This window comes from Mucilaginibacter sp. AK015, from assembly GCF_014200785.1.
In the GTDB taxonomy this organism is placed as follows: Bacteria; Bacteroidota; Bacteroidia; order Sphingobacteriales; family Sphingobacteriaceae; genus Mucilaginibacter.
In genome coordinates this window covers 884,897-909,241 of the sequence record NZ_JACHCV010000001.1, presented here as the reverse complement: position 1 = coordinate 909,241, position 24,345 = coordinate 884,897, and the positions used below count along the sequence as shown (strand labels likewise).

Here is a 24,345-nt window from a genome sequence, read left to right as displayed (position 1 = left end):
AACGCGGCCGCTAAAAAAAAGATTGAACGAATCAGCTGTTTAGCCATTTTATAGGGTTATTACACACACCAATTTGTATCGCGGTAAACTATAAAAACCGATTCTTGTTTAAGCCGCTCCTTAAGCACCACGGCCAGCGATTCCAGCGTTTGTTTCACCTCTTTATTTTTGCGGCTAATGCCCTCCGTTGAAGAAAGCTCGCCGGTAAATATCGCCGTGGGCGATACGGTAACCATACCATTCGCGGTATCTTTGGCAGGAAAAAACAATGTACCCGTTTGTAAAAGACCGCTAACCACCGGCTGTTTATCAGTTAATCGGTCTGTCATCCATTCCTTAATTATCCGTGCGGCAAAATTGATCCGGTGGACCTTTGCGCCCGGTTTGTAGCCCTCCTGCAAACTAAAGGTTATCTTGTAACTTTTTTTCTTCATTGGCTATAAGTTTGGCAACAGGTAGTATAACAGCAGCAAACTGCCACCGATAACGGCCAGTGTAAGTGCAAGCAACAAACCCGACTCCGGATGAAACGCCTGGTTGAGCAACTGTTTTTCAACCCGGCGGTAGCGCAGGTAACCAATAACGGCCGCTACGGCCCCTATAGCCACAAGGCAAACCCCTATAACGCCCGAAAAGCCTTTAACCGGCGTAATATTGTGGCCGGTAACCACCAATGAAAGCTGCCGCACAAAAAGCGAGAATTTGACCACTACGAACCCAAATCCCATTAACGCTATGCTTGTGCGGATCCACGCAAGAAAGGTGCGCTCGTTAGCCAGATGATCGCCAACACCGCCTTTTTGTTTGTTATTTTCAACTATCATGCCTTGCCTTTATTGTCCCAGTGATCTTTAATAATTAAGCCATCGGCGGTAGTTAATAGTCGCCTGGCAAATCGTTCCCCTTTTATTTTGCCACCGGGTTCTCTTCTGCCAATATACAAAAGAATTGGCCTGCCTTGCTCATCAGTTTTAAACGCAATATCATACCGCTGAAACGTAGTCTCAATCATGCTCGAAGGTTTATACACCTTGGCTAATAATGCTAATAATTGTGCTCCAAGTTTCATTTCCTAATCCAATAAACGTAATGCCTCCTGCTCAAGCCCGCCACTCGTGCAACAATGAACTATTAATGTTGTTCGGGTCACTGGTCCTCACTCAAGCCTATAGGTTTTGGTAAACTCAACAACCTATACAGGCAAGGGCCGGGTAATTAAACCCGGCCCTTGCCATTTAAAAGCCGGTTAATACTGGCATAACTTACTGACAAAATTTATTTTTTGGGAGCGTTGTAGTTGCTCCATTCCGAAACACCCTCAGGTTCGCTGTTTTTAACTTCAGTACTTCGCATCTCGCTCATTTCCTTATCCAGCTTTTGGGCTTGCTTCAGCTCTTTATCAAGTGTTTTATCCGTTGCGGTTATACCTTGTGTGTCCTGCACATAAGCCAGCGGATCAGCAATATAGTTCCATTCTTTCCCCATGTCAGGCATTTCTCCTTCGTTCCATGGGCCGCGTACAGTGGCGCCGTTAGACAAATTGAAATATTGCTGCGTAAAGCGGGGGTCAGATGCCAATACACCGGGTGGGAAGTTTGGCTGAATATCATTAAGCGCGGCCTCAAACATCTTGTAATGCGCCACTTCCCTGGTCATCAAAAACGATAAACTTTCGTGCACATAAGGGTCGTCGGTAAACTTCATCAGGTGTTCGTAAACCAGTTTAGCACGCGACTCTGAAGCCAGGTTGCTGCGCAGGTCCACTGTCAAATCGCCGTTGGAGTGGATGTAGCTTGCGCACCACGGAATACCCTGGCTATTGCGCGGCGTTACCCCACCACCGGTGATGATGCCGAATTGCGGGTTTGCCGATAGTGCCTGGTGTATAATGTTCTCTTTAGCGGCCTTACCGTCCATAACCTGCATGATCTCTGATTGATCAGCGGCGTCTTTTAATTCGCCGTTTACGCCTTTTAGCAGCATCTGAATTGTTGCGCCAACAATTTCCAGGTGGCTAAACTCTTCGGTAGCTATATCCATCAGCATATCATATTTATCCGGATGTGGCATTTTAGCGCCAAAAGCCTGGGTAAAATATTGCATTGCCGCAGCCAACTCGCCATTTTCGCCGCCAAATTGTTCTAATAACAGGTTGGCGAAATACGGGTCGGGGCGCGACACCCGTGCATTAAATTGTAGGTCTTTTACGTGGTGAAACATAGTTTTTCATTTTAAATGGTGTATATGTACAACTTATAAGAAAGCCTATATGTTTCATATTTTTGAAAATAGTTAATTAAAAATTAATCATCTTTCGGATTTGTCTTCAACGATCATACCTGTATCTAACAACATGCCATTTTTAATGTTGCCCGGGGCTCTATACCCTGACAGCTTATCTAAGAAAATTATTAAGCTAATGGAAATATTACGAAATTTGCACACATGACTGATCTGAATGAGTATGAGTGCGAAATGCTGGACACACTGCTGGAAGCTTTTGGCGTACCGGATAGCCTTACACGCGATCAGGTGATGTTACTTTTTGATCAGGACGAGTCGGCGGCATTTGCTATGATACAGATATTGATACGCGAAGGGCTTGTGAAAGGCACTGGTGAACACGGGCCCTATGATTTGCCGCAAAAGCTGGTACTAAAACCAAAAGGCGAAAAATTTTTGAAAAGCGGTGGCTTTCTACGACGTTATCATCAGGAGCAGCAAAAACCGGTAGAAGTTGGCGGCACCCTTGCCAAACTTCAGCAACAAAACATGCGCCTGCAAAACCTTAGGCTGTCAAACGAAGCGCTGATAGCAGACCTTAAGAAAAGGTTATCCAAACTTGAAACATTGCAATATTTATGGTGGGGGTTAATAGTTGTGGCACTTATTATCGGCTATATTTTAGGGTAGTTGAAGTAGGGAAGTACATGCCCGTTAGCTGTGACATAAGTAGGTAGCCTGTACCGTGCAACCTAAATTTTAGGAAGTTCGAAAAATATAGTGGTTCCTTTATTTTCTGTGCTATTTACCCATAACGTACCATTATGCCAATCAATAATGTTTTTAATAACATACATTCCCAATCCAATAGTAGGTTCCCCTTGCAGTCCTTTTCTACTTGCGTCGGTAAATTTATCAAATAAAATATCCCTATATTTTTCGGGGATACCTATGCCATCATCCTTTACCGAAAATTGCACAACGTCGCCTTTATCTATTACGCTTACGGTTATTACGCCGTTATCGCTTGTAAACTTTAATGCGTTTGTGGTTAAGTTGTTTAATATCTGAAAGAACTTTGGTTCGTCTACATTTATGAAAATATTTTCCGCCGAGGTGAAAAAGTTAAATGTCCGCTTAATATCGGTAATCGACTTTTGATATTCTTCTACATATTCCCGCACTTTCTGCGCGATATTGACCCGTTTTTTTGCCAACGTGATGTCGGCTGTTTCTAAAAATTCACGCGCCGTGAATTCTCTTATCAAGGCGATCGCCTGTGTATTAATTTTGATTATATTATCTATCTGGGTGATGTCGGCCGGATCGTGGATCGATGACCTGAGAGACGAACCTAACATATTGATGACACTTAACGGGCCGGCCAAATCGTGCGCAAGTATGTTTAATATGGCATCTTTTTTATTCGCATATTTTTCAAAGCCGAGCTGGTTTTGCAGCTCCGAGGTTATGTCTGCCACATTGCCGTAAAGCAACATGTCACCGGTTTTGTCTTTGTCCTGTGAGGCGGTTATCCTTACCCATTTTATCTCTTTATTTACTAATATCCGCAACTGAACGTAGTTTGCTAACGTGTGGCCAAGCACATCAGCAAGCGCTTTTTGTGCGTAGACACGATCTTCCGGATGAATAATTTCTGAAAGGTGATTGGGGGTTAGTTCATCGTAATTGGCTCCCACTAAGGACGCAAAAGCCGGGTTGGCGTAAATAAACTTCCCGGTATTTATGTTAAATACAAAGCTCGCAACAGATGACTTTTCTGTTAGATCATGAAAAACAGTCGACTCCATCTATCAGTAACACATTGTATAGCATAGGGTTTTATTTTAGCACCGATCATTTCTTCACGTTAAATTCTGTCGAATATAACCGCCCAATCTTTCATTTTTCTGATTGGTATATTATCGAAGGAGTCGGCTGTTAACTTCCAGGCCCAGTTAACCCCTGTGCCGGCGGGAGTATTCATCCTCGCGTCTTCGGGCAGGTTAAGCCAATCTTGCATGGGTATAATGGCAGTATCACAAACCGATGAAAACGCAGCCCTGATCAGGGTTTTACAGATGTTTTTTTTGTTGACTTTTATCCCCATGTATTTTTTTAAGTTTTTAAAGGTGATTTTATCTGCATCATTTTGTAACCATCCCAAAGTAGTATTATTATCGTGTGTGCCGGTATAAACAAAATTGTTTGGTGCGTGATGGTGTGGTGCATAGCCCGACTTTGCGATGTCGTGGCCAAAAGCAAATTGTAAAACCTTCATCCCCGGTAGGCAAAATTGGTCTTTAAGCGCGTATACAGGTTCATCTATCTCACCAAGATCCTCCGCAACAAAAGGCAGATCAGTAAACGTTTTTTTAATCGTACTAAAAAAATCCGAACCGGGTCCGTCCAACCATTTGCCGTTGATAGCTGTTTCTTCATCAGCCGGTACATCCCAATAAGCCGAGAAGGCCCTGAAATGATCCAGCCGCAGCGTATCGTACCATTGCAGGTTCTTAGCTATGCGATCTATCCACCATTTGTATCCTTGTTCTTTCAGCTTCTGCCAGTTGTACACAGGGGTGCCCCAGCGCTGGCCGTTTTGGTTAAAATAGTCGGGTGGCACGCCGGACACGCTTACCATTTTCAGGTTCTCATCCAGGTTAAAAATCCCTGGGTTTGCCCATACATCGGCGGAATCGTAACTAACATAAAAGGGGAGGTCGCCCAATATTTTAATATCCAGCTTATTACAGTATTCTCTGAGCTTAAGCCATTGCCGGGTGAATATAAACTGCAGCCATTTTACTTTTTCAATTTTAACAGCCTCGTCTTTAATTATTTTAGTCAGCGCAGCGTTGTCCCGGTATCTATAATGATCGGGCCAGGTGTGCCAGGGGGCCTGGTTATACAGTTCCTTAAGTACGCTGTAAAGCGCAAAGTCGTCCAACCAGTAATTTTCATTCTTGCAGAACGATCTAAACCCATTTTCTAATAGTTCAGGCGGATGGGCACGGTAAACCTCCCAGGCCATATCGAGTAACTGATCTTTAGCTTGTTGCACTCTTTCAAACTCTACTAAATCTATGTCCTGCTGAGCATGTTGTCTCAGATCGTTTGCTGTTAATAAGCCGTCTTCTGCCAGCACTTCAGGGCTGATCAGTAACACGTTACCCGCCTGGCTTGACGTTGAACTATAAGGCGAATAAGCATCGGCGGCGCTTACAGCATTAAGCGGTAATATTTGCCAGTAGCGCTGGCAGCCCTTTTTTAGTATATGGGCAAATTCCTTTGCCGCCGGGCCAAAATCGCCAAGCCCGAATTTAGAAGGAAGCGAGGTAATATGCAGCAAAACCCCAGCGCTGCGCTTATTTGTTGATTTGCCCAAATACAGCACTGCGACCGGCAACTCATCTAAAACATTTTGTATCTGCGTTTTGCCGCTTAGTACACTTGTTTTGCCTGTAAGGATGTTTTTGGCCGATACCGGTGCCTCGTAAGGTATATGAATATAAGTATGGCTCCAGTCTGTTTGGGGGCGGATAGGGACAATAGTAACCACCCACTCCTCATCATAAGTTCTGGCAAAGGCAATGGCGCCTTCGGCATGCTTACCGCTAACAGTCAGTGGCAGGTAATCGCCTTTTTCAAAAAGCTGCGGAAGCGCTGACCGTAATTTTAAGAGCTTTTGTAACAGCCAGCTTTTGCTCTGCCCGTCTACCTCTTTTTCCTGAAAATTCTTGAAATTTTTTAAGTTTTTTCCGAGAAATTGCAGTCGTTTTTTATAGTCTACAGGCCTGCGGTTATCGGGGTCTACCATGCTTAGGTCCCAAAGTTCACAACCCTGATAAATATCGGGTACGCCGGGGCAGGTTAATTTAAGGGTTACCTGACCGAGTGAATTGATAACCCCGAGTTCGCTCACTTTTTGGTGAAAACAGGCAAAGCTTTTCCAAAAGGAGCGGCTGGTGTCGAGCAAACTACTAACGAAGGCTTTTACACCATTTTCGTACTCTTCATTTGGTTCGGCCCAGTTTGAATGCCTTTTTGCTTCGCGGAGCGTTTTTTCCAAATATTCTTGCAGCCGGGTCGTAAAGTCGCCGTTATTCTCTCCCGGCATCGGGTAAGTGCCAATAAGGGTTTGGTAAATAAAGTATTCATCATTTTTATCAGGAGCGCCCTTTTGTTTGATATCCGCATTTAAGCCTTGCCACTCTGTGATTTTGGAAAGCCATTCGTCGCTAAGGGCGGTGAGTACGTTAAGCCGTGCCCTTACATCTTCGCCGCGTTTGGTATCGTGTGTAGAGGTTGCATTTAACGCCAGGGGCCATTGCAGTTGACGTTGCAGCATCAGGGTGTGAAATTCGTCTACCGGCAACCCGAATACATCCGGCGAATCACCCACTTCGTTATGGTCGATGAAGCGATTGTAGGTGTACATCAGGGTATCCTCTACACCCTTGGCCATTAGCGGGCCGCTAAACTGCATACAGCGCTGGTAAAACTTTAATGCCCTTTGATTATAGTCATCGCCCACATCCTGCTTAAAAAGTTGTACGGGGTTGCTTGTCGCTTCCTGTAATATTTGGTCTACTTGTTCCATTTCGCCCCGGGACAGGGGCCAGCCATTGCCGTAAAAGCGATAAACCGGAAAGTTAATGAGTAATTGTGCAATGGCCTGTTTAACTGCTTCACGGTCTTGCTGTTCACCTAAGTTCAACGTTAAATAAAATTTGGTCAGGTTTTCCAGTTCGCCGTTCATGTGAGTGGTAAGTATCAGCTTCTTCTTTTCCCTGATCTGCTCATGCACGGATTTGTTCTTGCCGGTTAGGTCCTGGTAAAAGCGCGTGAACGCTTTTTCGCTTTTACGGTTGGTAAACAGGTTATTTACCTGCGCCAGAAAATCGTACCCCGTAGTTCCCTGTATGGGCCATGCGGGCAACTGCTCTCCGGGCTCTAATATTTTTTCTACAACGATGTAAGTTTCATCACCGGCCAGTTTACGCAGGCGCTGCAAATATTGTTCAGGATCATATAAGCCGTCAATATGGTCAATGCGAAGGCCTTGTATGATATCATCTTTCAGCAACGTTGCTATCAACCTGTGGAAATGGTCAAATACCTCGGGGTGCTGTATATTAATGCAAATAAGGCCATTAACTGTAAAAAAGCGCCTGAAATTGATAGTTTGGTCCGTTTCTTTCCAGCTGCATAGCCTGTAGTACTGCTGGTCGGCAATGGCTTTAATTTTATCGGTAGTTAGTTTTTCCAGGTCGGTAACTGCAAGCCCGGCAGATGACGCTGCATTAAGCGGCCACTTTTGATCCGCATAACTAAAATACATACTCTTTTCTTCGGCGATCAGCTTTAATTGTCCGTTTGTAATCACCGTGTCCAGGTCATCCCCTAAAAAGGGTACCATGATGGGGCCTTCAAAAAAGCTTCCATCTGCCAGGCTTTGGTCAAAGTAGTTGCGGTAAGGTGAAGATGGCCCGTTTTTTAGCAAGTCCATCAGCCATTTGTTGTGGTGATGAAACGCCATATGGTTCGGCACTATATCCTGCAGCCAGCTGATACCCAACTGCTTTAATTTAACGCTGATCGCTCTTAATTGTTCAAGTGTACCTATCTCGGGGTTTATGGTAAGCGGGTCTACACCATCATAACCGTGGGTACTACCCGGCACCGCGCTGAATATGGGTGAGGCATAAATTGTTTTTATACCCAATTCGGCTAAATAGGGAAGTATCTCCTCCAGATGTATAAACGTAAAGTCTTTATGGAATTGAATACGATATGTTGAAACCGGGTTAAACATGGTTATTGGTATAAATTATTATCGACTCTGGTTGAAGCATGTTTCGGGCCTGGTCATCACCGTGGGAATTCAGAGCAACCGTCAGATCGGTGGCGGGCATATCAAACGGTTGCTCGTGCTTTGAGAAGTTCAGGAAGCAATAAACATGATTATTGCCCTCCCACCGGTGCAATTGCAACGTTTGTTGTTCTTCGTTAAAGCTTACGGATAAGTTATCGCGGTTAAGGCTGCGCAATGCGGCAAGCCCCTTACGAAGCTTTATAAGTTTTTTATAGTAATGAAGCATGGCTTGCTGTTGCGTGTTGCCCTGGCTTTGCCAATTTAGCTTCGATCTTTCAAATGTATCAACCGCCTGCGGATCTGGCGTTTCCCCTTCCGAATGGAACGATTTAAATTCGTCCCGCCGCCCTTGTCTTACCGCTTCAACAAGCTGCTCATCAGTATGGCTTACAAAATATAAAAACGGGTTTTTCTCGCCATATTCCTCGCCCATAAAAAGCATTGGCAAGTAAGGGCTTACCATTACTGCCGCCGCCATTAGTTTTTGCATTTGGAAACTGAACAGAATGCTACTGCGTTCGCCGAGCATGCGGTTGCCTACATGATCGTGGTTTTGAGAAAATACCACAAATTGTACGCCTGGGTTATCTGTTTTAACGCCAAATGTTTTTTGGCGGCCGGGGGAATAAATGCCATCATAAACATACGCGTCGCGGTAGGCTTTAGCCAGGTGCTTTACACCTTCAAAATCTGAGTAATAGCCATTTCGTTCTTCGCCGGCTGTTACGCGCAGGGCGTGGTGAAATTCGTCTATCCACTGCGCATCCATACCATACCCATTTTTATTTACCGGGTTGATGAACCGATTATCATTAAGGTCGAACTCGATGATAAGGTAATGCGTACGTCCCGTTTCGGCCATGAGCGCGTCTGCCGCCTCGCGGATCTCCTGCAATATATGTTTCGGACCAAAGTCTTTTATGGCATGCACAGCATCCAAACGCAAGGCATCAATTCTAAAATCCCGGAACCACATTAACGCGTTCTGCACAAAATACCGCCGCACTTCATCGCTTCCGGCATCGTCAAAATTGATCGCATCGCCCCAGGGGGTGTTGTACTTGCCCGTAAAATAGGGGCCAAACTCGTTAAAGTAATTTCCTTCGGGGCCAATGTGGTTATACACTACATCTAAAATAACGGCAAGCCCATGCTTATGGCAGGCGTCCACCAGCTTCATTAAACCTTCGGCACCCCCATACGAATTTTGCACCGCGTAAGGGAACGCACCGTCATAACCCCAGTTGCGTTCGCCGGGAAACTGGGCAACCGGCATGATCTCGATAGCGGTTACCCCCAGTTCTTTTAAATATTCCAGTTTGGTTTCAATGCCGTCAAATGTGCCGGCGGCACTAAAAGTGCCCGTATGCAATTCATAAATAATGTACTCTTTTAGCGGGACAGCAGGCCACTGGCTGGCCTGCCATTCAAAGCCATTAAGATCGATAGCCTGCGATGGCCCATGAACACCATCGGGTTGCGATTTGGAGGCAGGATCGGGCAGTAACTTTTCGCCGTCTAACCGAACCTGGTAACGGCCTTGTGGTTTTAGCCGATCAGTGATTATCGTCCAATAACCTTTTTCTTGTTTTGTTAAATCAAACTCGCTGCCATCTTCTAAAAGGATAGCGGCGCTTTGGGCTTTTGGCGCCCAAAGCCAGAAAGCCGCCCTGCCATCCGTTAAGAAGCTGACACCCGGCATTAGCTCCGGTTTATCTACGTTATTCATTAAAAAGTTTGTTACACAATACCACCACTGATCTCCCTTCAACACTTATCTTTTCATCCTTGTTTAGGGTTTGCTCCAACACTTCGTCATTGTTCGTGTCCAAAACTACTTGCCAGGTTTTATGGGCCAATACCCCTGGCAAGGTGTACTCTATGGCTTCGTGATGGGCGTTAAACATGATATAAAAATTATCATCTTTAATATGTTCGCCATTGGCATCCACCGTATGCAGGCCTAGTCCGTTCAAATAAATGCCAAGCGAGCGGGCAAAGTCGTGATCCCAGTTATGATCTTCCATTTCGCCGCCCTCGGGCAAAAACCAGGCAATATCTTTGGGGCCTTTGCCTTTAACGGGTTTACCCCTAAACCATTGTCGCCGTCTGAACACGGGGTGACCTTTACGCAGCGCTATCAGCCTTTGCGTAAACGCCAGCAGGCTTTCGTCGGCTTCTGCCCAGTTAAGCCACGAAATCTCGTTATCCTGGCAATAAGCATTATTATTTCCGTGTTGGGTACGGCCAAGCTCATCGCCGGCAACCAGCATAGGCACCCCCTGCGATAAAAATAAGGTGGTAAGCAAGTTGCGTTTTTGGCGGTTGCGCAGTCTGATAACTTCCTGGTCATCTGTGGGCCCTTCGGCACCGCAGTTCCACGATCGGTTATGGCTTTCGCCATCGTTGTTGTCCTCGCCGTTTGCCTCGTTATGTTTTTCGTTGTACGATACCAGGTCATTCAGTGTAAAACCATCGTGTGCCGTCACAAAATTGATGCTTGCCGTAGGCTTACGGTAATCGTCCTGGTAAAGATCGGGGCTGCCGGTAAAGCGCTGGCCAAACTCGCCCAGCATGCTATGGGCACCTATCCAGTAATCGCGGATGCAATCACGGAATTTGCCGTTCCACTCGCCCCAACCCGCCGGAAAGTTGCCCACCTGGTAACCGCCTTCGCCAATATCCCAGGGTTCTGCTATTAATTTTACCTGCGAAATGATCGGGTCCTGGTAAATGATATCAAAAAAGCCGCTCAGCCGGTTTACATCATGCAGTTCGCGGGCAAGTGTTGCGGCCAGGTCAAACCTAAAGCCGTCTACATGCATTTCAGTGATCCAATAACGCAGGCTATCCATAATATAGCGCAGCACATTGGGCAGCATTGCATTTAAGGTATTGCCTGTGCCTGTGTAATCTTTATAATAGCGTTTATCATCATCAACCAGGCGGTAGTAAGATGAATTATCTATGCCCTTTAAAGATAGTGTAGGGCCCATATGGTTACCTTCGCCGGTGTGGTTGTACACAACATCCAGTATAACCTCAATACCGGCTTTATGCAGCTCCTTTACCATCTGTTTAAATTCCTGCACCTGCAGTCCGTTTTCTACTTTGCCCGCATAGCGTATATCGGGCGCAAAAAAACCTACAGTGTTATAGCCCCAATAATTGGTTAGTCCTTTTTCAACCAGGTGCCTGTCGGCTACAAAGTGATGCACCGGCATCAGCTCAATGGCTGTAACTCCCAGTTGGGTTAAGTATTTTATGCAAGCCGGGTGGCCTATCGCGGCATAGGTGCCCCTGATCTCGTCAGGAATGTCGGGGTGTTGCTGTGTAAACCCTTTTACGTGCGTTTCGTATATAATGGATTGATGGTAAGGTGTGCGCGGCGGCTGGTCGTCGCCCCAGTCGAACGCCTGGTCGACCACAACTGCTTTAGGTATAAAGGGTGCACTGTCTGATGTGCTAAAACTCAGATCTTCGGCCTCATGGCCAAGTTCGTATCCAAAAAGCGAGTCGTGCCAGTTTATGGTACCTGATATGGCTTTGGCATACGGGTCTATAAGCACTTTATTCGGGTTAAACCTGTGCCCGTTCTGTGGCTCGTACGGGCCATGTACCCGGTACCCGTAAAGTTGCCCGGGGGCTATATCAGGCAGGTAACAATGCCAAACCTGGTGCGTACGCTCGGTAAGCGTTATACGCACTTCGGGGTCTTTCCCTTCGTCATTTGCATCAAACAGGCAAAGTTCAACACCAGTGGCGTTATCGGCATACAGCGCAAAATTTACGCCTTTGCCATTATATGTTGCGCCAAGTGGGTATGGCTTTCCGGGATAAATCTTTTTCATGCATCTAGGAATTAAAATACCGTTAAAATGTTTTAGTAATTTAAAATTATCGTTATATGAAAATTATAAAACCAGTGCGCTATTTAAATGTTATGTAATAAACCACGCTTTATGACCACCGATATTCTTTTAGTGAGCAATGATGCCTTTACAATAAATTTGTTTAAGGATTGCTGTTTTCAACTGGCTGTAAAGGGTGTAACACGGCAATCATCACAAGGTTTGTTAAATACGCTTTATAAGCATACGCCCGACTTGGTAATTATTGATTTTATATTGGAGGACGGTAACGGCGGAAGCGCATGCCATCAAATTAAATGTGATAAATATTTACATAACCTGCCGGTAGCGCTACTAACAGAATATGATAATTTACAACGTTTTGCACCAAAATTTGGCTGTACACATCTTTTAAACAAACCCCTAAGTTTAAATGATATGACTTTATTAATTGCTATGCTATCAGAAACAGCAAATGCAGAATAATTTCAGGTTTTGTTAACAATTACAAATTATAGTTGTTGGTATGTTAGTTTAAATTGATTAATGGAAAAACATACTTATAAAACCGGCATAATTGGCAATTGTGCATTTTTAGCTCATATTAATACAGATACCAACATCGAATGGATGTGCTGGCCCCGTTTTGACAGCCCCTTTATCTTCGGAGGTTTGCTTGACGAGCATAAGGGCGGCGAATTTTCTGTTAAGCCTTTGGGCGACTTTACATCAAGGCAATATTACCTGGAAAACACCAACGTTTTGTGTACAGAAATTACCTGCGCCAACGGCAAATACAGGGTAACGGATTTTGCACCGAGGTTCCGGAAGAACGAACGGTACTACAAACCGCTGATATTGGTGCGGAAGATAGAAGTGCTGGAGGGCAACCCCAGGGTGCGCGTAAAATGCGAACCGGTTTGCGATTATGGCCGTAACAAATGGGACCAACTGCTTGGCAGCGACTCGATAGAATTTACCGGTTGCGATGAACGCATGACGCTTACTTCGAACATCCCGCTTACCTACCTTGCCGAGGCATCGTACTTTTCGCTTAACGAAACCAAATACCTGCTGTTGAACTATGGGGCCGAGATAGATGAATCGCTTTCGGGCATTGCAGAAAAATACTTGCGGCAAACGGTTGAGTATTGGCGCTTATGGATCAAGCATTCTTCTATAGCTGGGTTTTACCAGCCTTACGTTATCCGCGCTGCCCTTGCCCTTAAAATACACCAGTACGAGGATACGGGCGCTGTAATTGCGGCAAGCACCAGCAGTTTGCCGGAGTCGCCGGGAAGCGGGCGCAATTGGGATTACCGGTACTGCTGGCTGCGCGATACCTACTATGTGCTTACATCGCTAAACCATATAGGGCATTTTGAAGAAATGGAGCGTTACTTTAGTTATATAACCGATATTTCTTTCGGAGAAAAGGACAGCTTCAGGTATCAGCCGCTATACGGTATTGCAGGCAATAAGGACCTCACCGAAACCATAATGGAACATCTGGATGGTTATATGGGGAATAAACCGGTGCGCATTGGCAACCAGGCATCAGAGCATATTCAGAACGACATTTACGGCCAGGTGCTGGTTTCGCTTTTGCCGCTTTACACCGATCACCGTTTTGTTTTTAGTGAGCGTAAAGACTCTGATAAATGGATCTTATTCATCCTGAATAAAATAGAACGTACCATAGATGAAAAAGACGCTGGTATATGGGAATTCAGGAATATAGCGCATATACATTGCTACAGCAACCTTTTTCAATGGGCGGGATGTTGTGCGGCCGAAAAAATAGCGCTGACCATCAATAATGATGAACTGGTAGAAAAAGCGCGGCGATTAAAAGACAAGGCCGCGGCGCATATAGAAAGCTGTTATGACGAAGAACGGAAGGTTTACACACACGCTGTGGGCAGCCCTTACCTTGACGCAAGTACCCTGCAGCTGATCATGATGAATTACCTTGATCCGGCATCGCAACGGGCTAAAGATCATTTGATAGCCCTGGAAAAGGAGCTTAAGACCGAGGGAGGTCTTTTTTACCGGTATATACACAGCGACGACTTTGGCAAGCCCAAAACTACTTTCCTGATCTGTGCTTTCTGGTATGTAGAAGCGCTTGCCTGTGTAGGCAGGATTGATGATGCGATCAAAGAATTTGAAAAATTGATGAAATATTGCAACCATTTGCTGTTGTTTAGCGAAGATGTTGACGAGGCTACAGGAAGCCAGTGGGGTAACTTCCCGCAAGCCTACAGCCACGTGGGGCTCATGAACGCGGCTTACAGGATTGCAATGAAACTTGACCGACCGATATTTTTATAATGGAAAAACAAATAAATATATGGGCAAAACAACTTCCGCCGTGGTTATGGAACCTGGCGATCATTGCTTTTGTGCTGCTTATTGGTTTTATAATCAAGGTATTTATTAAACTGCTGTTAAATTATTACAAGAATAAAAAGGAAGCGGAGTACTCTTTCTTCAGGTCGTTGGTCACGCATTTAAGCCGGCCTTTGAACCACTTTATACCGCTTTTTGTAGCAAATATCCTGTTACCCTTTGTCGCGTTAAAAGACGCTTACGATAATGATGTAAGGCGGTGGCTCGGCATAGCGCTGCTCGTATCCTTTGCAAGTATTTTGATGAACGCTATTAAGGTACTTGAAGATTATGTGTACTATAAGTACGATTTTAACAAAACGGATAACCTTAGGGAGCGTAAGGTACGCACCCAGCTGCAATTTATCAGAAAGGTGTCTACGGTACTTATCATTGTAATAACACTGTCGCTCATTCTGCTAAGTTTTGACGGTGTGCGAAAGCTTGGGGCCGGGCTGCTCACCGGGGTAGGTATAGGCGGTATTATTATAGGTTTTGCCGCCCAGAAATCATTAGGCAACCTTTTGGCGGGTTTCCAGATAGCGTTTACGCAGCCTATACGTATTGACGATGTGCTGGTAGTTGAGGGCGAATGGGGCAGGGTAGAGGAGATAACACTTACTTACGTGGTATTAAATATCTGGGATCAGCGCAGGCTTATACTGCCTATAAATTACTTCATCGAAAAGCCGTTTCAGAACTGGACGCGAACGACCTCTGAACTGTTAGGTACAGTTTTTTTATACGTTGATTACAATGTCCCTGCCGAACCGCTCAGGGCAGAGTTAACCCGGTTGCTTAATGAAACGCCGCTGTGGGATAAACGCCTGGGCATATTACAAGTAACAGATGTAAAGGAAACAACTGTTGAAGTGCGGATGTTGGTAAGCGCGCACAATTCATCGAAAGCGTTCGATCTGAGATGTTATATTCGCGAAAACATGCTGAAATATCTGCAGGAAAACTATCCTTCCAGCTTACCGAGGATACGGGTTACCACCGAAAATAACAATGGGCAGGATGATTTCCCGCCCGTTAAATTACAAGAATAACTGAGGACCGATCTGATGAACGCACACTTAGTGCTTCATAGTGTCCGGGCGCTGCGGCTGGGGTGCACCGTTAACAGTATCCTGCGGCGTAGCAGTGGAGTCGCCAACGGTACCCGCACCTGCAGCACCTGTTCCTGAACCAGGCGCGCCGGTTCCGTCGTTTAAACCCGTGGTAGTGTCAGACATTGTAGAGGTCGTATCGGTACTGGTACTTCCGTTCCCTTTACAAGCGCTTAAAACTGTACAAACAGATAGTACAGCTATCACAAATAATTTTTTCATAATTTTGTTTTAATATTAGTGTGCAGGTATGTCTGCATAAAATTTAATTATTACCCGGCGTCCGAATCATCCTCCAGCTCGTCGGTACGAACTGTGGCTTCTTCGCCGCCATCAAGTTTTACCGTAGCATCATTGCCCAATATTTCAACTATGTAACCTTCGCCCCGTGGGGTGATTACTTTTTGGCCTTTTACAAATGTTGAACCGTTGTCCATAATGTGATCAGTATATCTGCATAACCGCGTGACTCATGAATATTTTTTTAAATAAGTAAAAAAATTATTTAAAAGTTAAACATTCCCGCTCCGGATTTGTAATATAAATATCTACTTTCCGATACGCTAACGATAACACCGATTTAGCAAGAACTTTTATGAAAACTTTAAATAGAAAAAGAATTCCTTTATGGGTCTTTTTCACTGCCTGGGCAGCCTTCATGATATTAATATTCGTACTTTGCTGGTACTGCTTTAAAAGTTAATAAGCAGCCGTTATGGGTGGCTGCTTTGCTGCCCGTCGAAAGCGGCGGGTTTGGCGCCATTATTTTTTCCTTCAGGCGTTTCCAGCGCCGAGCGGGCGGCCTGGGTTTGCTCAAAAGTGTTGATGTTATTGTTAATATCGTTTTGCGATAGGCGGTTCTTATCCTCACCTTCAGCATCGTCTGGCGATGCCCCCTGGCTGTTTTCAGACGGATTATTTTTGGCTTCTTCTTTCATCGCATCCAACTGATCTTCCTGGCGTGCGCCGTTGATTATTTCCTGTCCTGATTGGGTTTCGCGTTGCGTGTCGCCATTTTCATCAGGGAAATTCTGCTGGCCCGGGGCCGCGTTTTCTTCTGGTACCATATGTTTGTTTTTTATATTTATTTAGAGGCCGTTACAAGGGACTACAAGCATTTGTTATAATCGCCGGTGTCGTAAAAGTCCGGCTCAGTATGAACAACTTACTGGGAGCGGTTTTTTCTTCAAATTCAAGGTCCTGATATCACTTCTGTTATCCAGCTATTTTTTCATAAGGCCGTCTATATAACCAATCGCGAAAAATATTGTTTCTTTCTTTTTAATTAATATATTTTCAAACCAAGTTGCTTTCGCGATGTTCTTCTATCAGGAAAACACCACTTAATTAAAATATATGTTAGCAATGAATTACCGAGGGCCCTATAGGGTCCGGGCCGAACAGCGGCCAATGCCGGAGATACAGCACCCTGAGGATGCTATTGTGAGGGTAACCCGTACCTGCATCTGCGGTTCAGATCTGCACCTTTATCATGGTATGGTACCCGACACCCGCGTTGGGTCTACTTTTGGCCACGAGTTTACCGGGATAGTAGAAGAGGTTGGGCCAATGGTACGGAACTTGAAAGTTGGCGACCAGGTGCTTGTGCCTTTTAATATTGCCTGCGGCAAATGTAACTTTTGCAAACAAGGGCTGTATGGCAACTGTCACGAATCTAACCCGATGGCAACCGCGGTAGGTGGGATATTTGGCTATTCGCACACCGCGGGCGGCTTTGACGGTGGGCAGGCCGAGTATGTACGCGTACCTTATGCAGATGTAGGCCCCACTGTTATACCGGCTGATATGGACCCCGACGATGCCGTTTTACTAACCGATGTGGTACCGACCGGGTACCAGGCTGCAGAGATGGGTGGTATAAAACCCGGCGATACGGTTGTGGTATTTGGTGCCGGCCCAATAGGTATTATGGCCGCACGATGTGCCTGGTTTTTTGGCCCGTCGCGTGTTATTGTTATAGACCATATTGATTACCGCCTGGAGTTTGCTAAAAACTATGCGAAATGCGAGGTTTATAATTTTAAATCACTGGAAGACCCGGTATTGTTCCTGAAGAAAACCACCGACTGGTACGGGGCCGACGTGTGTATAGATTGCGTGGGCTGCGAAGCAGAAGGTAATACCCTGCAAACCTTTAGTGGCCGCGTAAGTTTAATGCAGGCAGGTGCGGGTACTGCGTTACAATGGGCTATCAACTCGGTAAAAAAAGGCGGGATAGTTTCTGTTGTGGGTGTGTATGGCCCGCCGTTTAACCTTATCCCGATAGGGAATGTTGTAAATAAAGGTATCACGCTTAGGGCTAACCAGGCGTCGGTAAAGCGGTTGCTGCCAAAACTTATAGATCATGTACAATCAGGAAGGCTTAACCCCAAAGAGCTGATCACACACCGCATCCCGTTAGAAGAGGTGGCCGATGCTTACAGGCTCTTTTCTTCGAAACTGGATAATTGTATAAAAACGGTATTGATACCATCTGCTAAATCTTAAAACCATGACAACTAATAAAATAGATGTAACTACAATTCCCGGGTATGGTATGGATGCCGACCCGGAAAACGAGCCGACTTACCCCATGAAACATTATACCGGCGATGATCATAACCGCATTAATTATGAACGTTCGGTACAGCAGCCCCAAACGGTGGAGATATTGCAGTCGACCGAACGACCGGCCATTACCACTGTTTTTGGTACCAGCGTACCACCATCGGGCCTAAGCGGCGCCATCAGGCGTTACGCTTTTAAACACAGCGAAGACCGGTACCGGCATTGGCTGCCGTTAATATTTGCCGACCGTATAAACGTTTTTGAGGGCGTAATTGAGGACTTGCGAAAAGGCCATGTACCCAATGTATTTGCGGAAAGAGGGTGGAAGGTTGAAATGAAGCACAACGCGGTAGGCTTCCTGTCCAAACTCGCTATAACGGCCCTGGTAACAGCGGCCATAGTAACAACCGTTACCCGAAAAAAATAAAATATAAGCAATTGCCGTAAAACAAAATTTACGGCAATTGCTTTTTTTATGTACATTATTTACAGCCATGAACCAAGCAGCAAAAACCGCACTTTCAGCCATTGGAGGCACCAGCGTGATGACTCTTAGCAGCCACCTGATGTCGGAGATATTCGGAGAAAATTTTCGCGAACCGCAGCACCTGGCCACCATGATAGGCAGGCTGGCCCCGGCGTTGTCAAAAAATGCAAAACAGATAGCCGGATGGGGCGCCCATTTTGCTATGGGTTTTGTGTTTGCAGCCGTTTATGTGGAGTTGTGGGAAACGCGCAAAATAAAACACACCATCCTAAACGGAGTAATACTCGGCCTTGTTAGCGGCGTGTTAGGTTTTCTAATCTGGAAGGGCACTTTTAAGGCACACCCGCTGCCGCCGCTTATGCGGTTCGATCATTATTACCTGCAGCGCATACCGGCGCATGTGGTTTTTGCTGTGTTTGCAACTATTACTTACCGGCTCATCAAATCAAATGAAGAATCATCGTCAGTGACAGATGAACCGGCTGTGTAATTGTTTACGCATTAAATGATTTGCAAGTGAGGCTTTATTTTTATTTCGGCTACATCACAGCGCATTGGCCGGGTTAATGCAAACAGAACGGCGTCCCCAATGTCTTCCGCTTCCATCATTTCCATTCGTGCCAGGCCTTCCCGTTGTTCTTCAACCTCTGCCGGCTGCATGTTCGACATCACCGCGCCGGGCTCTACCAACGATACTTTTATTCCTTTTTCGTTTACTTCCTTTCGCAGGGTTTCAGTAAATCCTTGTATCCCCGATTTAGTGGCTACATAAATAGAACTACCCTTTTCGCGCACGTCCGAACTCATCGACCCTATATTAATTATATGGCCTCTGCCTGTGGGCGTCATGCGGTCTAAGGCGTAACGGGTACAGGCAATGTAGCTGAGCAGGTTTGTTTTTATTACCCGTTCCCAATCGCTGTATTCGCCGTCATAAACATCCTGATGGCAAGCGCGGCGTTATTAACTAACACGTCCAGCTTACCTAAATGTTCGTCCGCGCTCTTAAAAAGTTCTTTTATGCCGTCTTCCGTGGATAGGTCGGTCGTTTTTCCTTTAACCTTTCCCCGCACCTGTTTATCTTCAATGTGCTGTAAAGTTTCCCTCAGGTGATCCTCGTTGGTACCGCACAGAAAAACATTTGCCCCTTCTTTAGCCAGCACCGCGGCTATGGCGCGGCCTATACCGGTGGTTCCGCCGGTTACAATTATACCTGCCCCGGCAATTTGCAGTTTACTATCGTGACTAATGTTATTTTCCATTCTGTTAATATTAATTGGCTAAACAGTCAGCGCGACAAACACGGCGCCGGTTTCTTCTTTGTTTCTTGCGGTTTCAAATGCTTCGTTGATCTTATCAAGCGGAAAATTATGAGTAATGAGTTTTTTGGCATTTAACTTGCCATTTGCCACCAGGTCAAGCGATATCTGCATTTCAGGATAGATATCCCAGAACGAGTAACTCGCGCTCGGGATCAATTTGATCTCCGACATTTGAATTCGCGACCAATCCATTTCAATTAGCTTCTGGTCTTTTTCAAAACCACCTACTATAACCACCTTGCCATTTACCCTGCTATAGGTTACTGCCTGGGGCAAGGTTATGGGCATTGCCGAGCCGCCCGCGCATTCAAATACAATGTCGGCGCCACGGTTCCCGGTAAACTGCATTACTTTTTCGTGGGCATTTTCACTTTCAGAGTTTACAACTTCGTTTGCCCCAAGTTCTTTTGCCAGCTTAAGAGCCGAATCAACCTTATCTATGATCAATACATCGGCACCGCTTATTTTGGCTAATTGCAATTGTCCAAGCCCGATGCAACCCGCGCCTATTATCACCACCTTATCGTTTAACTTGATACCGCTTAGTTGTATGGCGTGCATACAAACCGAAAAAGTGTCAAGTAAAGTAGCTTCTTCAAAGCTTACATGATCCGGCAGCTTATAAAATTTCTTTTGCGGCCCGGCCACGTATTGGGCAAACGCCTGCGAAAGCGTTTTCATCCTTACCGGATACAAATTAGGGCACAAATTATAACGTTGAATATTGCACCACTCACAGGTATCGTCGCCAAGGAGGGTTTCAATAACCACCCGGTCGCCGGGCTTTACGTTGGTAACAGCGGGGCCAACCTCAACCACCTCGCCGGCAAGTTCGTGGCCCATTATTTTGCATTCCAGTTCGGGCTCCTTTATCTTCCAGTGCCGCAGGTCGGTACCGCATATACCGGCCACCTTCACCCGGGCCAAAACCCAATCGGGATGTTTAATTTCGGGTGTTTTAACCTGGCTTAGTTCAAAATCTCCTTCAAGCGTTTTTAACGCAGCTTTCATTTTATCATCCTCCATAGTAGTCATATTAATCGTTCCACTTTATAATAATGGTCTGCTCGCCATGTATTTCAAATTCATTTGGCAGCTTTTTAGCACTTAACTTATCCAACTGCTGCTGGTCTTGTTCATTGCCGGCTACAATGCTTATTTTTGGAAGGTTTCCATCGTATGTATTAATAATACATACGCGGCATGTAAGTTCTTTGCTGCCCAGTACATTTATTGTTATGGTATTATTTTTTACAATCTTATTGCCCGTAGGGTAATCCATATATATCATAAACGGTTGCCCGGGTATACGTATGTAATGGCGTGGTACGATACCAAAGCATAGACCGGCGCCATATACCTCTTGCCCAACGGCACCCGCTTTTTCCCAGCCATCGTAAATATCCTCAAGCGCTATCCAAAGTTTAGGGTCTATCTCGCCGGTTTTAGTTTCGCCGGCCAGCATTTCTCTTGGCAGCATAGGCGGGAAATAATAAACTGCACGATGTATCATATATTTAACATATTCGGCAAGCAATAAACGGGCGCTTGGTAAAAAATCGGTTCCTTCAGCCAACACCAACAACTCGTGCATTGATGCGAAGCTTTCCTGCTCTTCGTAAACAGCCAGGTATGGGGCATCATTTAACGGGAACAAACCAAAAAACATTGGGAAGTTTACGCCGTAACCATAGTTACACTCCCAGATGGCCATGTTTTTAAACAGGTTTGCTATATGCAGGTAGCAGAGATCAAGGTACTGCTGCTTTTTAGTTTCTTTATAAAGGCGCAGCATGGCCTTAGCAGAAAATGTTGTGTTATTGGCCTGGTAAAATATATCGAACCCAAATTGCACAAGTGATTGCGCTGCTTTTTCGGCCTCTTCTAAAAAGCGCTTTTTGCCGGTTATATCATACGCCAGCAACATTACCTGGGCGTAAACGCCGGCCACATCCTTTTCGCCTCCCATGCCGGGCTGCGTTTCTTCCTTAAGCGTTTCAAGCGATTGCATATCATAGAACACCGGCCATTTGTAATGGAAATGGTGGGCAACCTTTATCGCAAAGTCAACCGAATTTAAAAATAGCTCCTTGCCAACGTTGTCGCCTTTTAAGGCCATGCGGCCAAGGTTTAGCAATGGGTGATGCAAGTACCAGGAATCCATGGTGTTGGGCACCTTTTGTTCTTCCGATTCGTCCAGCTGATCTTCGGCTGCGGGTAGCCAGCGCTTTATTGTTTTTAATTCATCGCTGTAAAAAGTACGTAGGTTATCGTATAACTGGTTTGAGAATGGCAGCTTTTCGCCGCTCCAATCCATATAATCCCACACCGGCAGCAGCACGGCAAGCTGTACCATAATTTCGGGCGGCGTGGTATAATCGCATACATAGGCGTTCAGGTAAGAGCATCCGCTATGCTGGCACCAGCAGCCCTTATTATGTTCAAGGTCGTGGATAGCTCTTTTTATAAAGTCCGGGTAATCCTGGTATTTGGTATCCGGGCGTGGTAATAACAAATAAATTGCTGCTAAATGATCTAGGTATTGCCTTGCTATCTCAAACTGATCTTTTGGCGTTTTGGTGCTAAAGGATACAAACGCGTCGGCAATGGTTAGTTTTTTACCCGCAGGCATTGGTTTCTCTTTGGTGAGCGGCAGCGAAAACCCGAACTCCGGCCATTCACCGCCTACGGTTTCAGAAACAGACGTTTCGGTAAGCTTGCAATAATCATTCAAGGCCGTAAGGTTTTGGAAATAAAGCAGCGACCCTTCTGCAGGTTGTTTAAACGCTGCGTATACCACCCCTGTGCGGATGCCCCTCTGCCTGATATGCACGTCACCAGCCGGTACCTGGGTGCCCTTATTTCCTAACATCAATACGTCCTTAGGCCAAAAGGGAATATACAGGTTATTGCTTGCCTTAAAGGTTACGGTGTAGTGTAAAACCGTCTTTTGCGCATCGGGGAAGGTGATATCAACATCAAACTCGCCAATTGTTGAACTTAAGTTTACTTGCGCACCGTCATCGCTTTTGGTAAGCTGTTTTACTTTTAAACCGTCTGGAGAGTATGCGGTACGGAACGCCGCCCGGTCTTTATTTCTCCATTTTACAATTACCCATAAAGTATCGTGCAGCAGGTGTACATTAAAAGTGAATTCGTTAGCGTTGCGCTGCAGAAGGGGGTTTTCAGACAGGTTTGTTAGTTGTTCGGCGGCTGTAACCGCCCAAATTGTTAATTCAGGTTTCATATTATGGTTGCGTAATATTATACTAAATACCCGTAAAAGGTGCCGGCTGTATCATCAACAATTGTAAGTGTCTTACAAATGCCGGCGGGTAATAGTGAGTGGGAAATGAATAAAGAACGAGCGTTCGGAATACTTCTATAAAAAAAAAGATGTGGTGGGTTGCCTGTTTTTATAGGTCCAGATTGTTTTAAATGGATGTCGTATTTATTCATAGCTGTATAATCACAGTTTAACTTGATAAATCAATATTCTATCCGGCAAGTACTTAAATGGTATCTGAAAGGTATGTATACAACCAGCGTGTGTATTAAAAGGTTTTAACCTGTAATTCATTTTTTAATACTGATGCGCGCTATAAAGAAACGTGCCGGCCGCATGCCTTTGCATTAAGATCACTAGATTATAATTTGTAGTTAATCTTTTTTCGCTTGATAAAACTTTCGGGCCCGGATATGGTTATTTGATTAGAGGTTGTTTTTAACCTGCATGCTGCTGCCTTACCGGAAATATTTCCGCCATATACTATCCGATCGGTTAAAACACAACTGAAATTACGCGCGTACTGTATCAACTATAATTTTTAACACACGCTGTAACGCTGCTTAACGGGTTAACAGCACTAATTACTTATATTATGAAGCCTTTAATTTCTCTGAAAGCGCATGGCATATTAGATTATGTGGGCGGCTTGCTTATTACCTTCTCTCCCTGGATTTTCGGATTTGCCAAGTTGGGCGGCGCGCCGCTGTACCTGCCTTTGTGTATGGGCTCCATGCAACTGGTGATGGCCATATTCAGCACCCATCCATACGGGATCTTCAAAGCATTCCCGATGCAGTTGCATCTTGTTATAGATATGATAGTAGGTATTATATTAATTGCTGCCCCGTGGATATATGGCTTTTATCATTTCGTATTCCTGCCTCATCTGCTGCTTGGATTGGTGTCGTTTTTTGCGGGATTATTAACGCAACACTCTCCGCTCTATCGATTAGAATTATTTGACGAAAGAGGATACCGATAAATAACAAACAAATACGTAAAAAAAAGCAACTTTTAGCGGCAGCCATTTGCCAATAGGCTACGGTATGCCGAGCTTTCAAGAAATAACACACTGTACGACTGCAATAAACACAACAACGGCCGGCTAACAACCGGCCAATTTGTTTCTAATAGCTTCTTTCATGAACCATCGGTGGATAACCGATATCAATTTGTTTAACCGGTACGAAATATTTTTTTATCTTTAGGCAACCCTATGATAAC

Annotated in this window: 21 protein-coding genes and 1 pseudogene; 8 read left to right on the top strand and 14 right to left on the bottom strand. The window is 45.2% G+C overall.

Annotated elements, in window-relative coordinates; all coding sequences use genetic code 11:
* Positions 1-59: 59 nt before the first annotated feature.
* The 4 genes from HDC91_RS03975 to HDC91_RS03960 form a co-directional block, all read right to left on the bottom strand.
* Positions 60-434 carry a hypothetical protein gene (locus HDC91_RS03975; protein ID WP_183548648.1) on the bottom strand — a complete coding sequence of 125 codons (375 nt, stop codon included), beginning with the start codon at positions 432-434 and terminating at the stop codon, positions 60-62.
* Positions 435-437: 3 nt separating this feature from the next.
* The gene (locus HDC91_RS03970) at positions 438-824 is read right to left on the bottom strand and encodes a YidH family protein (protein WP_183548646.1); all 387 of its coding nucleotides are present in this window, start codon (positions 822-824) and stop codon (positions 438-440) included.
* Positions 821-1,069 carry a hypothetical protein gene (locus HDC91_RS03965; protein ID WP_183548644.1) on the bottom strand — a complete coding sequence of 83 codons (249 nt, stop codon included), beginning with the start codon at positions 1,067-1,069 and terminating at the stop codon, positions 821-823. The genes HDC91_RS03970 and HDC91_RS03965 overlap by 4 nt, the downstream gene beginning before the upstream one ends.
* Before the next feature lie 206 nt (positions 1,070-1,275).
* Positions 1,276-2,220 (bottom strand): manganese catalase family protein, encoded by a 945-nt coding sequence (locus HDC91_RS03960; RefSeq protein ID WP_183548642.1) that lies wholly within the window; start codon positions 2,218-2,220, stop codon positions 1,276-1,278.
* A gap of 225 nt (positions 2,221-2,445) precedes the next feature.
* On the opposite strand from HDC91_RS03960, the gene HDC91_RS03955 reads away from it, so the two are divergent.
* Complete coding sequence (locus tag HDC91_RS03955; protein ID WP_183548640.1) at positions 2,446-2,913, top strand: hypothetical protein; 468 nt, start codon at positions 2,446-2,448, stop codon at positions 2,911-2,913.
* A 62-nt stretch (positions 2,914-2,975) separates the two neighbouring features.
* Here HDC91_RS03955 and HDC91_RS03950 read toward each other — a convergent pair whose 3' ends face one another.
* Genes HDC91_RS03950 through glgX form a run of 4 tightly spaced genes read right to left on the bottom strand, consistent with a single transcriptional unit; the run spans position 2,976 to position 11,952 of the window.
* The gene (locus HDC91_RS03950; protein ID WP_183548638.1) at positions 2,976-4,034 is read right to left on the bottom strand and encodes a PAS domain-containing sensor histidine kinase; all 1,059 of its coding nucleotides are present in this window, start codon (positions 4,032-4,034) and stop codon (positions 2,976-2,978) included.
* Positions 4,035-4,093: 59 nt separating this feature from the next.
* On the bottom strand, positions 4,094-8,041 hold the full coding sequence (gene treY, locus HDC91_RS03945) for a malto-oligosyltrehalose synthase (protein ID WP_183548636.1): 3,948 nt from the start codon (positions 8,039-8,041) through the stop codon (positions 4,094-4,096).
* A complete protein-coding gene (gene treZ, locus HDC91_RS03940) occupies positions 8,034-9,830 on the bottom strand; it encodes a malto-oligosyltrehalose trehalohydrolase (protein WP_183548634.1) in 1,797 nt (598 codons plus the stop codon). Before treZ ends, treY begins: the two co-directional genes overlap by 8 nt.
* On the bottom strand, positions 9,823-11,952 hold the full coding sequence (gene glgX, locus HDC91_RS03935; protein ID WP_183548632.1) for a glycogen debranching protein GlgX: 2,130 nt from the start codon (positions 11,950-11,952) through the stop codon (positions 9,823-9,825). The genes treZ and glgX overlap by 8 nt, the downstream gene beginning before the upstream one ends.
* Positions 11,953-12,063: 111 nt before the next feature.
* Here glgX and HDC91_RS03930 point away from each other — a divergent pair, with 111 nt between their 5' ends.
* From HDC91_RS03930 to HDC91_RS03920, 3 genes are read left to right on the top strand one after another with little or no spacing between them, the layout of a single operon-like run.
* The gene (locus HDC91_RS03930; RefSeq protein WP_183548630.1) at positions 12,064-12,438 is read left to right on the top strand and encodes a response regulator; all 375 of its coding nucleotides are present in this window, start codon (positions 12,064-12,066) and stop codon (positions 12,436-12,438) included.
* Positions 12,439-12,498: 60 nt separating this feature from the next.
* Positions 12,499-14,286: a glycoside hydrolase family 15 protein gene (locus HDC91_RS03925; RefSeq protein WP_183548628.1), complete on the top strand. Its 1,788-nt coding sequence runs from the start codon at positions 12,499-12,501 to the stop codon at positions 14,284-14,286.
* A complete protein-coding gene (locus HDC91_RS03920) occupies positions 14,286-15,395 on the top strand; it encodes a mechanosensitive ion channel family protein (protein ID WP_183548626.1) in 1,110 nt (369 codons plus the stop codon). Before HDC91_RS03925 ends, HDC91_RS03920 begins: the two co-directional genes overlap by 1 nt.
* 27 nt (positions 15,396-15,422) lie before the next feature.
* Here the strand turns inward: HDC91_RS03920 and HDC91_RS03915 are convergent, their stop codons facing one another.
* The 3 genes from HDC91_RS03915 to HDC91_RS03905 form a co-directional block, all read right to left on the bottom strand.
* Positions 15,423-15,677, bottom strand: a complete 255-nt coding sequence (locus HDC91_RS03915; RefSeq protein ID WP_162432122.1) for a hypothetical protein — start codon at positions 15,675-15,677, stop codon at positions 15,423-15,425.
* Between the two features lie 50 nt (positions 15,678-15,727).
* Entirely contained in the window at positions 15,728-15,892 is a 165-nt protein-coding gene (locus HDC91_RS03910) for a hypothetical protein (RefSeq protein WP_183548624.1), read from the bottom strand.
* Positions 15,893-16,168: 276 nt separating this feature from the next.
* Complete coding sequence (locus HDC91_RS03905) at positions 16,169-16,522, bottom strand: hypothetical protein (RefSeq protein WP_183548622.1); 354 nt, start codon at positions 16,520-16,522, stop codon at positions 16,169-16,171.
* A 298-nt stretch (positions 16,523-16,820) separates the two neighbouring features.
* On the opposite strand from HDC91_RS03905, the gene HDC91_RS03900 reads away from it, so the two are divergent.
* From HDC91_RS03900 to HDC91_RS03890, 3 genes are all read left to right on the top strand, one after another.
* Positions 16,821-17,963, top strand: a complete 1,143-nt coding sequence (locus HDC91_RS03900) for a zinc-dependent alcohol dehydrogenase (protein WP_255476651.1) — start codon at positions 16,821-16,823, stop codon at positions 17,961-17,963.
* A gap of 4 nt (positions 17,964-17,967) precedes the next feature.
* Positions 17,968-18,450 (top strand): hypothetical protein, encoded by a 483-nt coding sequence (locus tag HDC91_RS03895; protein ID WP_183548618.1) that lies wholly within the window; start codon positions 17,968-17,970, stop codon positions 18,448-18,450.
* A gap of 67 nt (positions 18,451-18,517) precedes the next feature.
* Positions 18,518-19,000, top strand: coding sequence for a hypothetical protein (locus tag HDC91_RS03890; protein WP_183548616.1), 483 nt, complete (start codon positions 18,518-18,520; stop codon positions 18,998-19,000).
* 11 nt (positions 19,001-19,011) lie between these two features.
* Here HDC91_RS03890 and HDC91_RS03885 read toward each other — a convergent pair.
* The 3 genes and pseudogenes from HDC91_RS03885 to HDC91_RS03875 all read right to left on the bottom strand — a co-directional run bounded on the left by HDC91_RS03885 (position 19,012) and on the right by HDC91_RS03875 (position 23,079).
* A pseudogene (locus HDC91_RS03885) lies at positions 19,012-19,772 on the bottom strand (SDR family oxidoreductase).
* An 18-nt stretch (positions 19,773-19,790) separates the two neighbouring features.
* Positions 19,791-20,858, bottom strand: a complete 1,068-nt coding sequence (locus tag HDC91_RS03880; RefSeq protein ID WP_221262098.1) for a zinc-binding dehydrogenase — start codon at positions 20,856-20,858, stop codon at positions 19,791-19,793.
* A gap of 10 nt (positions 20,859-20,868) precedes the next feature.
* On the bottom strand, positions 20,869-23,079 hold the full coding sequence (locus tag HDC91_RS03875) for a hypothetical protein (protein WP_183548614.1): 2,211 nt from the start codon (positions 23,077-23,079) through the stop codon (positions 20,869-20,871).
* 634 nt (positions 23,080-23,713) lie between these two features.
* Between HDC91_RS03875 and HDC91_RS03870 the strand changes: the two genes are divergently transcribed.
* Positions 23,714-24,103 (top strand): hypothetical protein, encoded by a 390-nt coding sequence (locus HDC91_RS03870; protein WP_183548612.1) that lies wholly within the window; start codon positions 23,714-23,716, stop codon positions 24,101-24,103.
* The last annotated feature ends 242 nt before the right edge of the window (positions 24,104-24,345 follow it).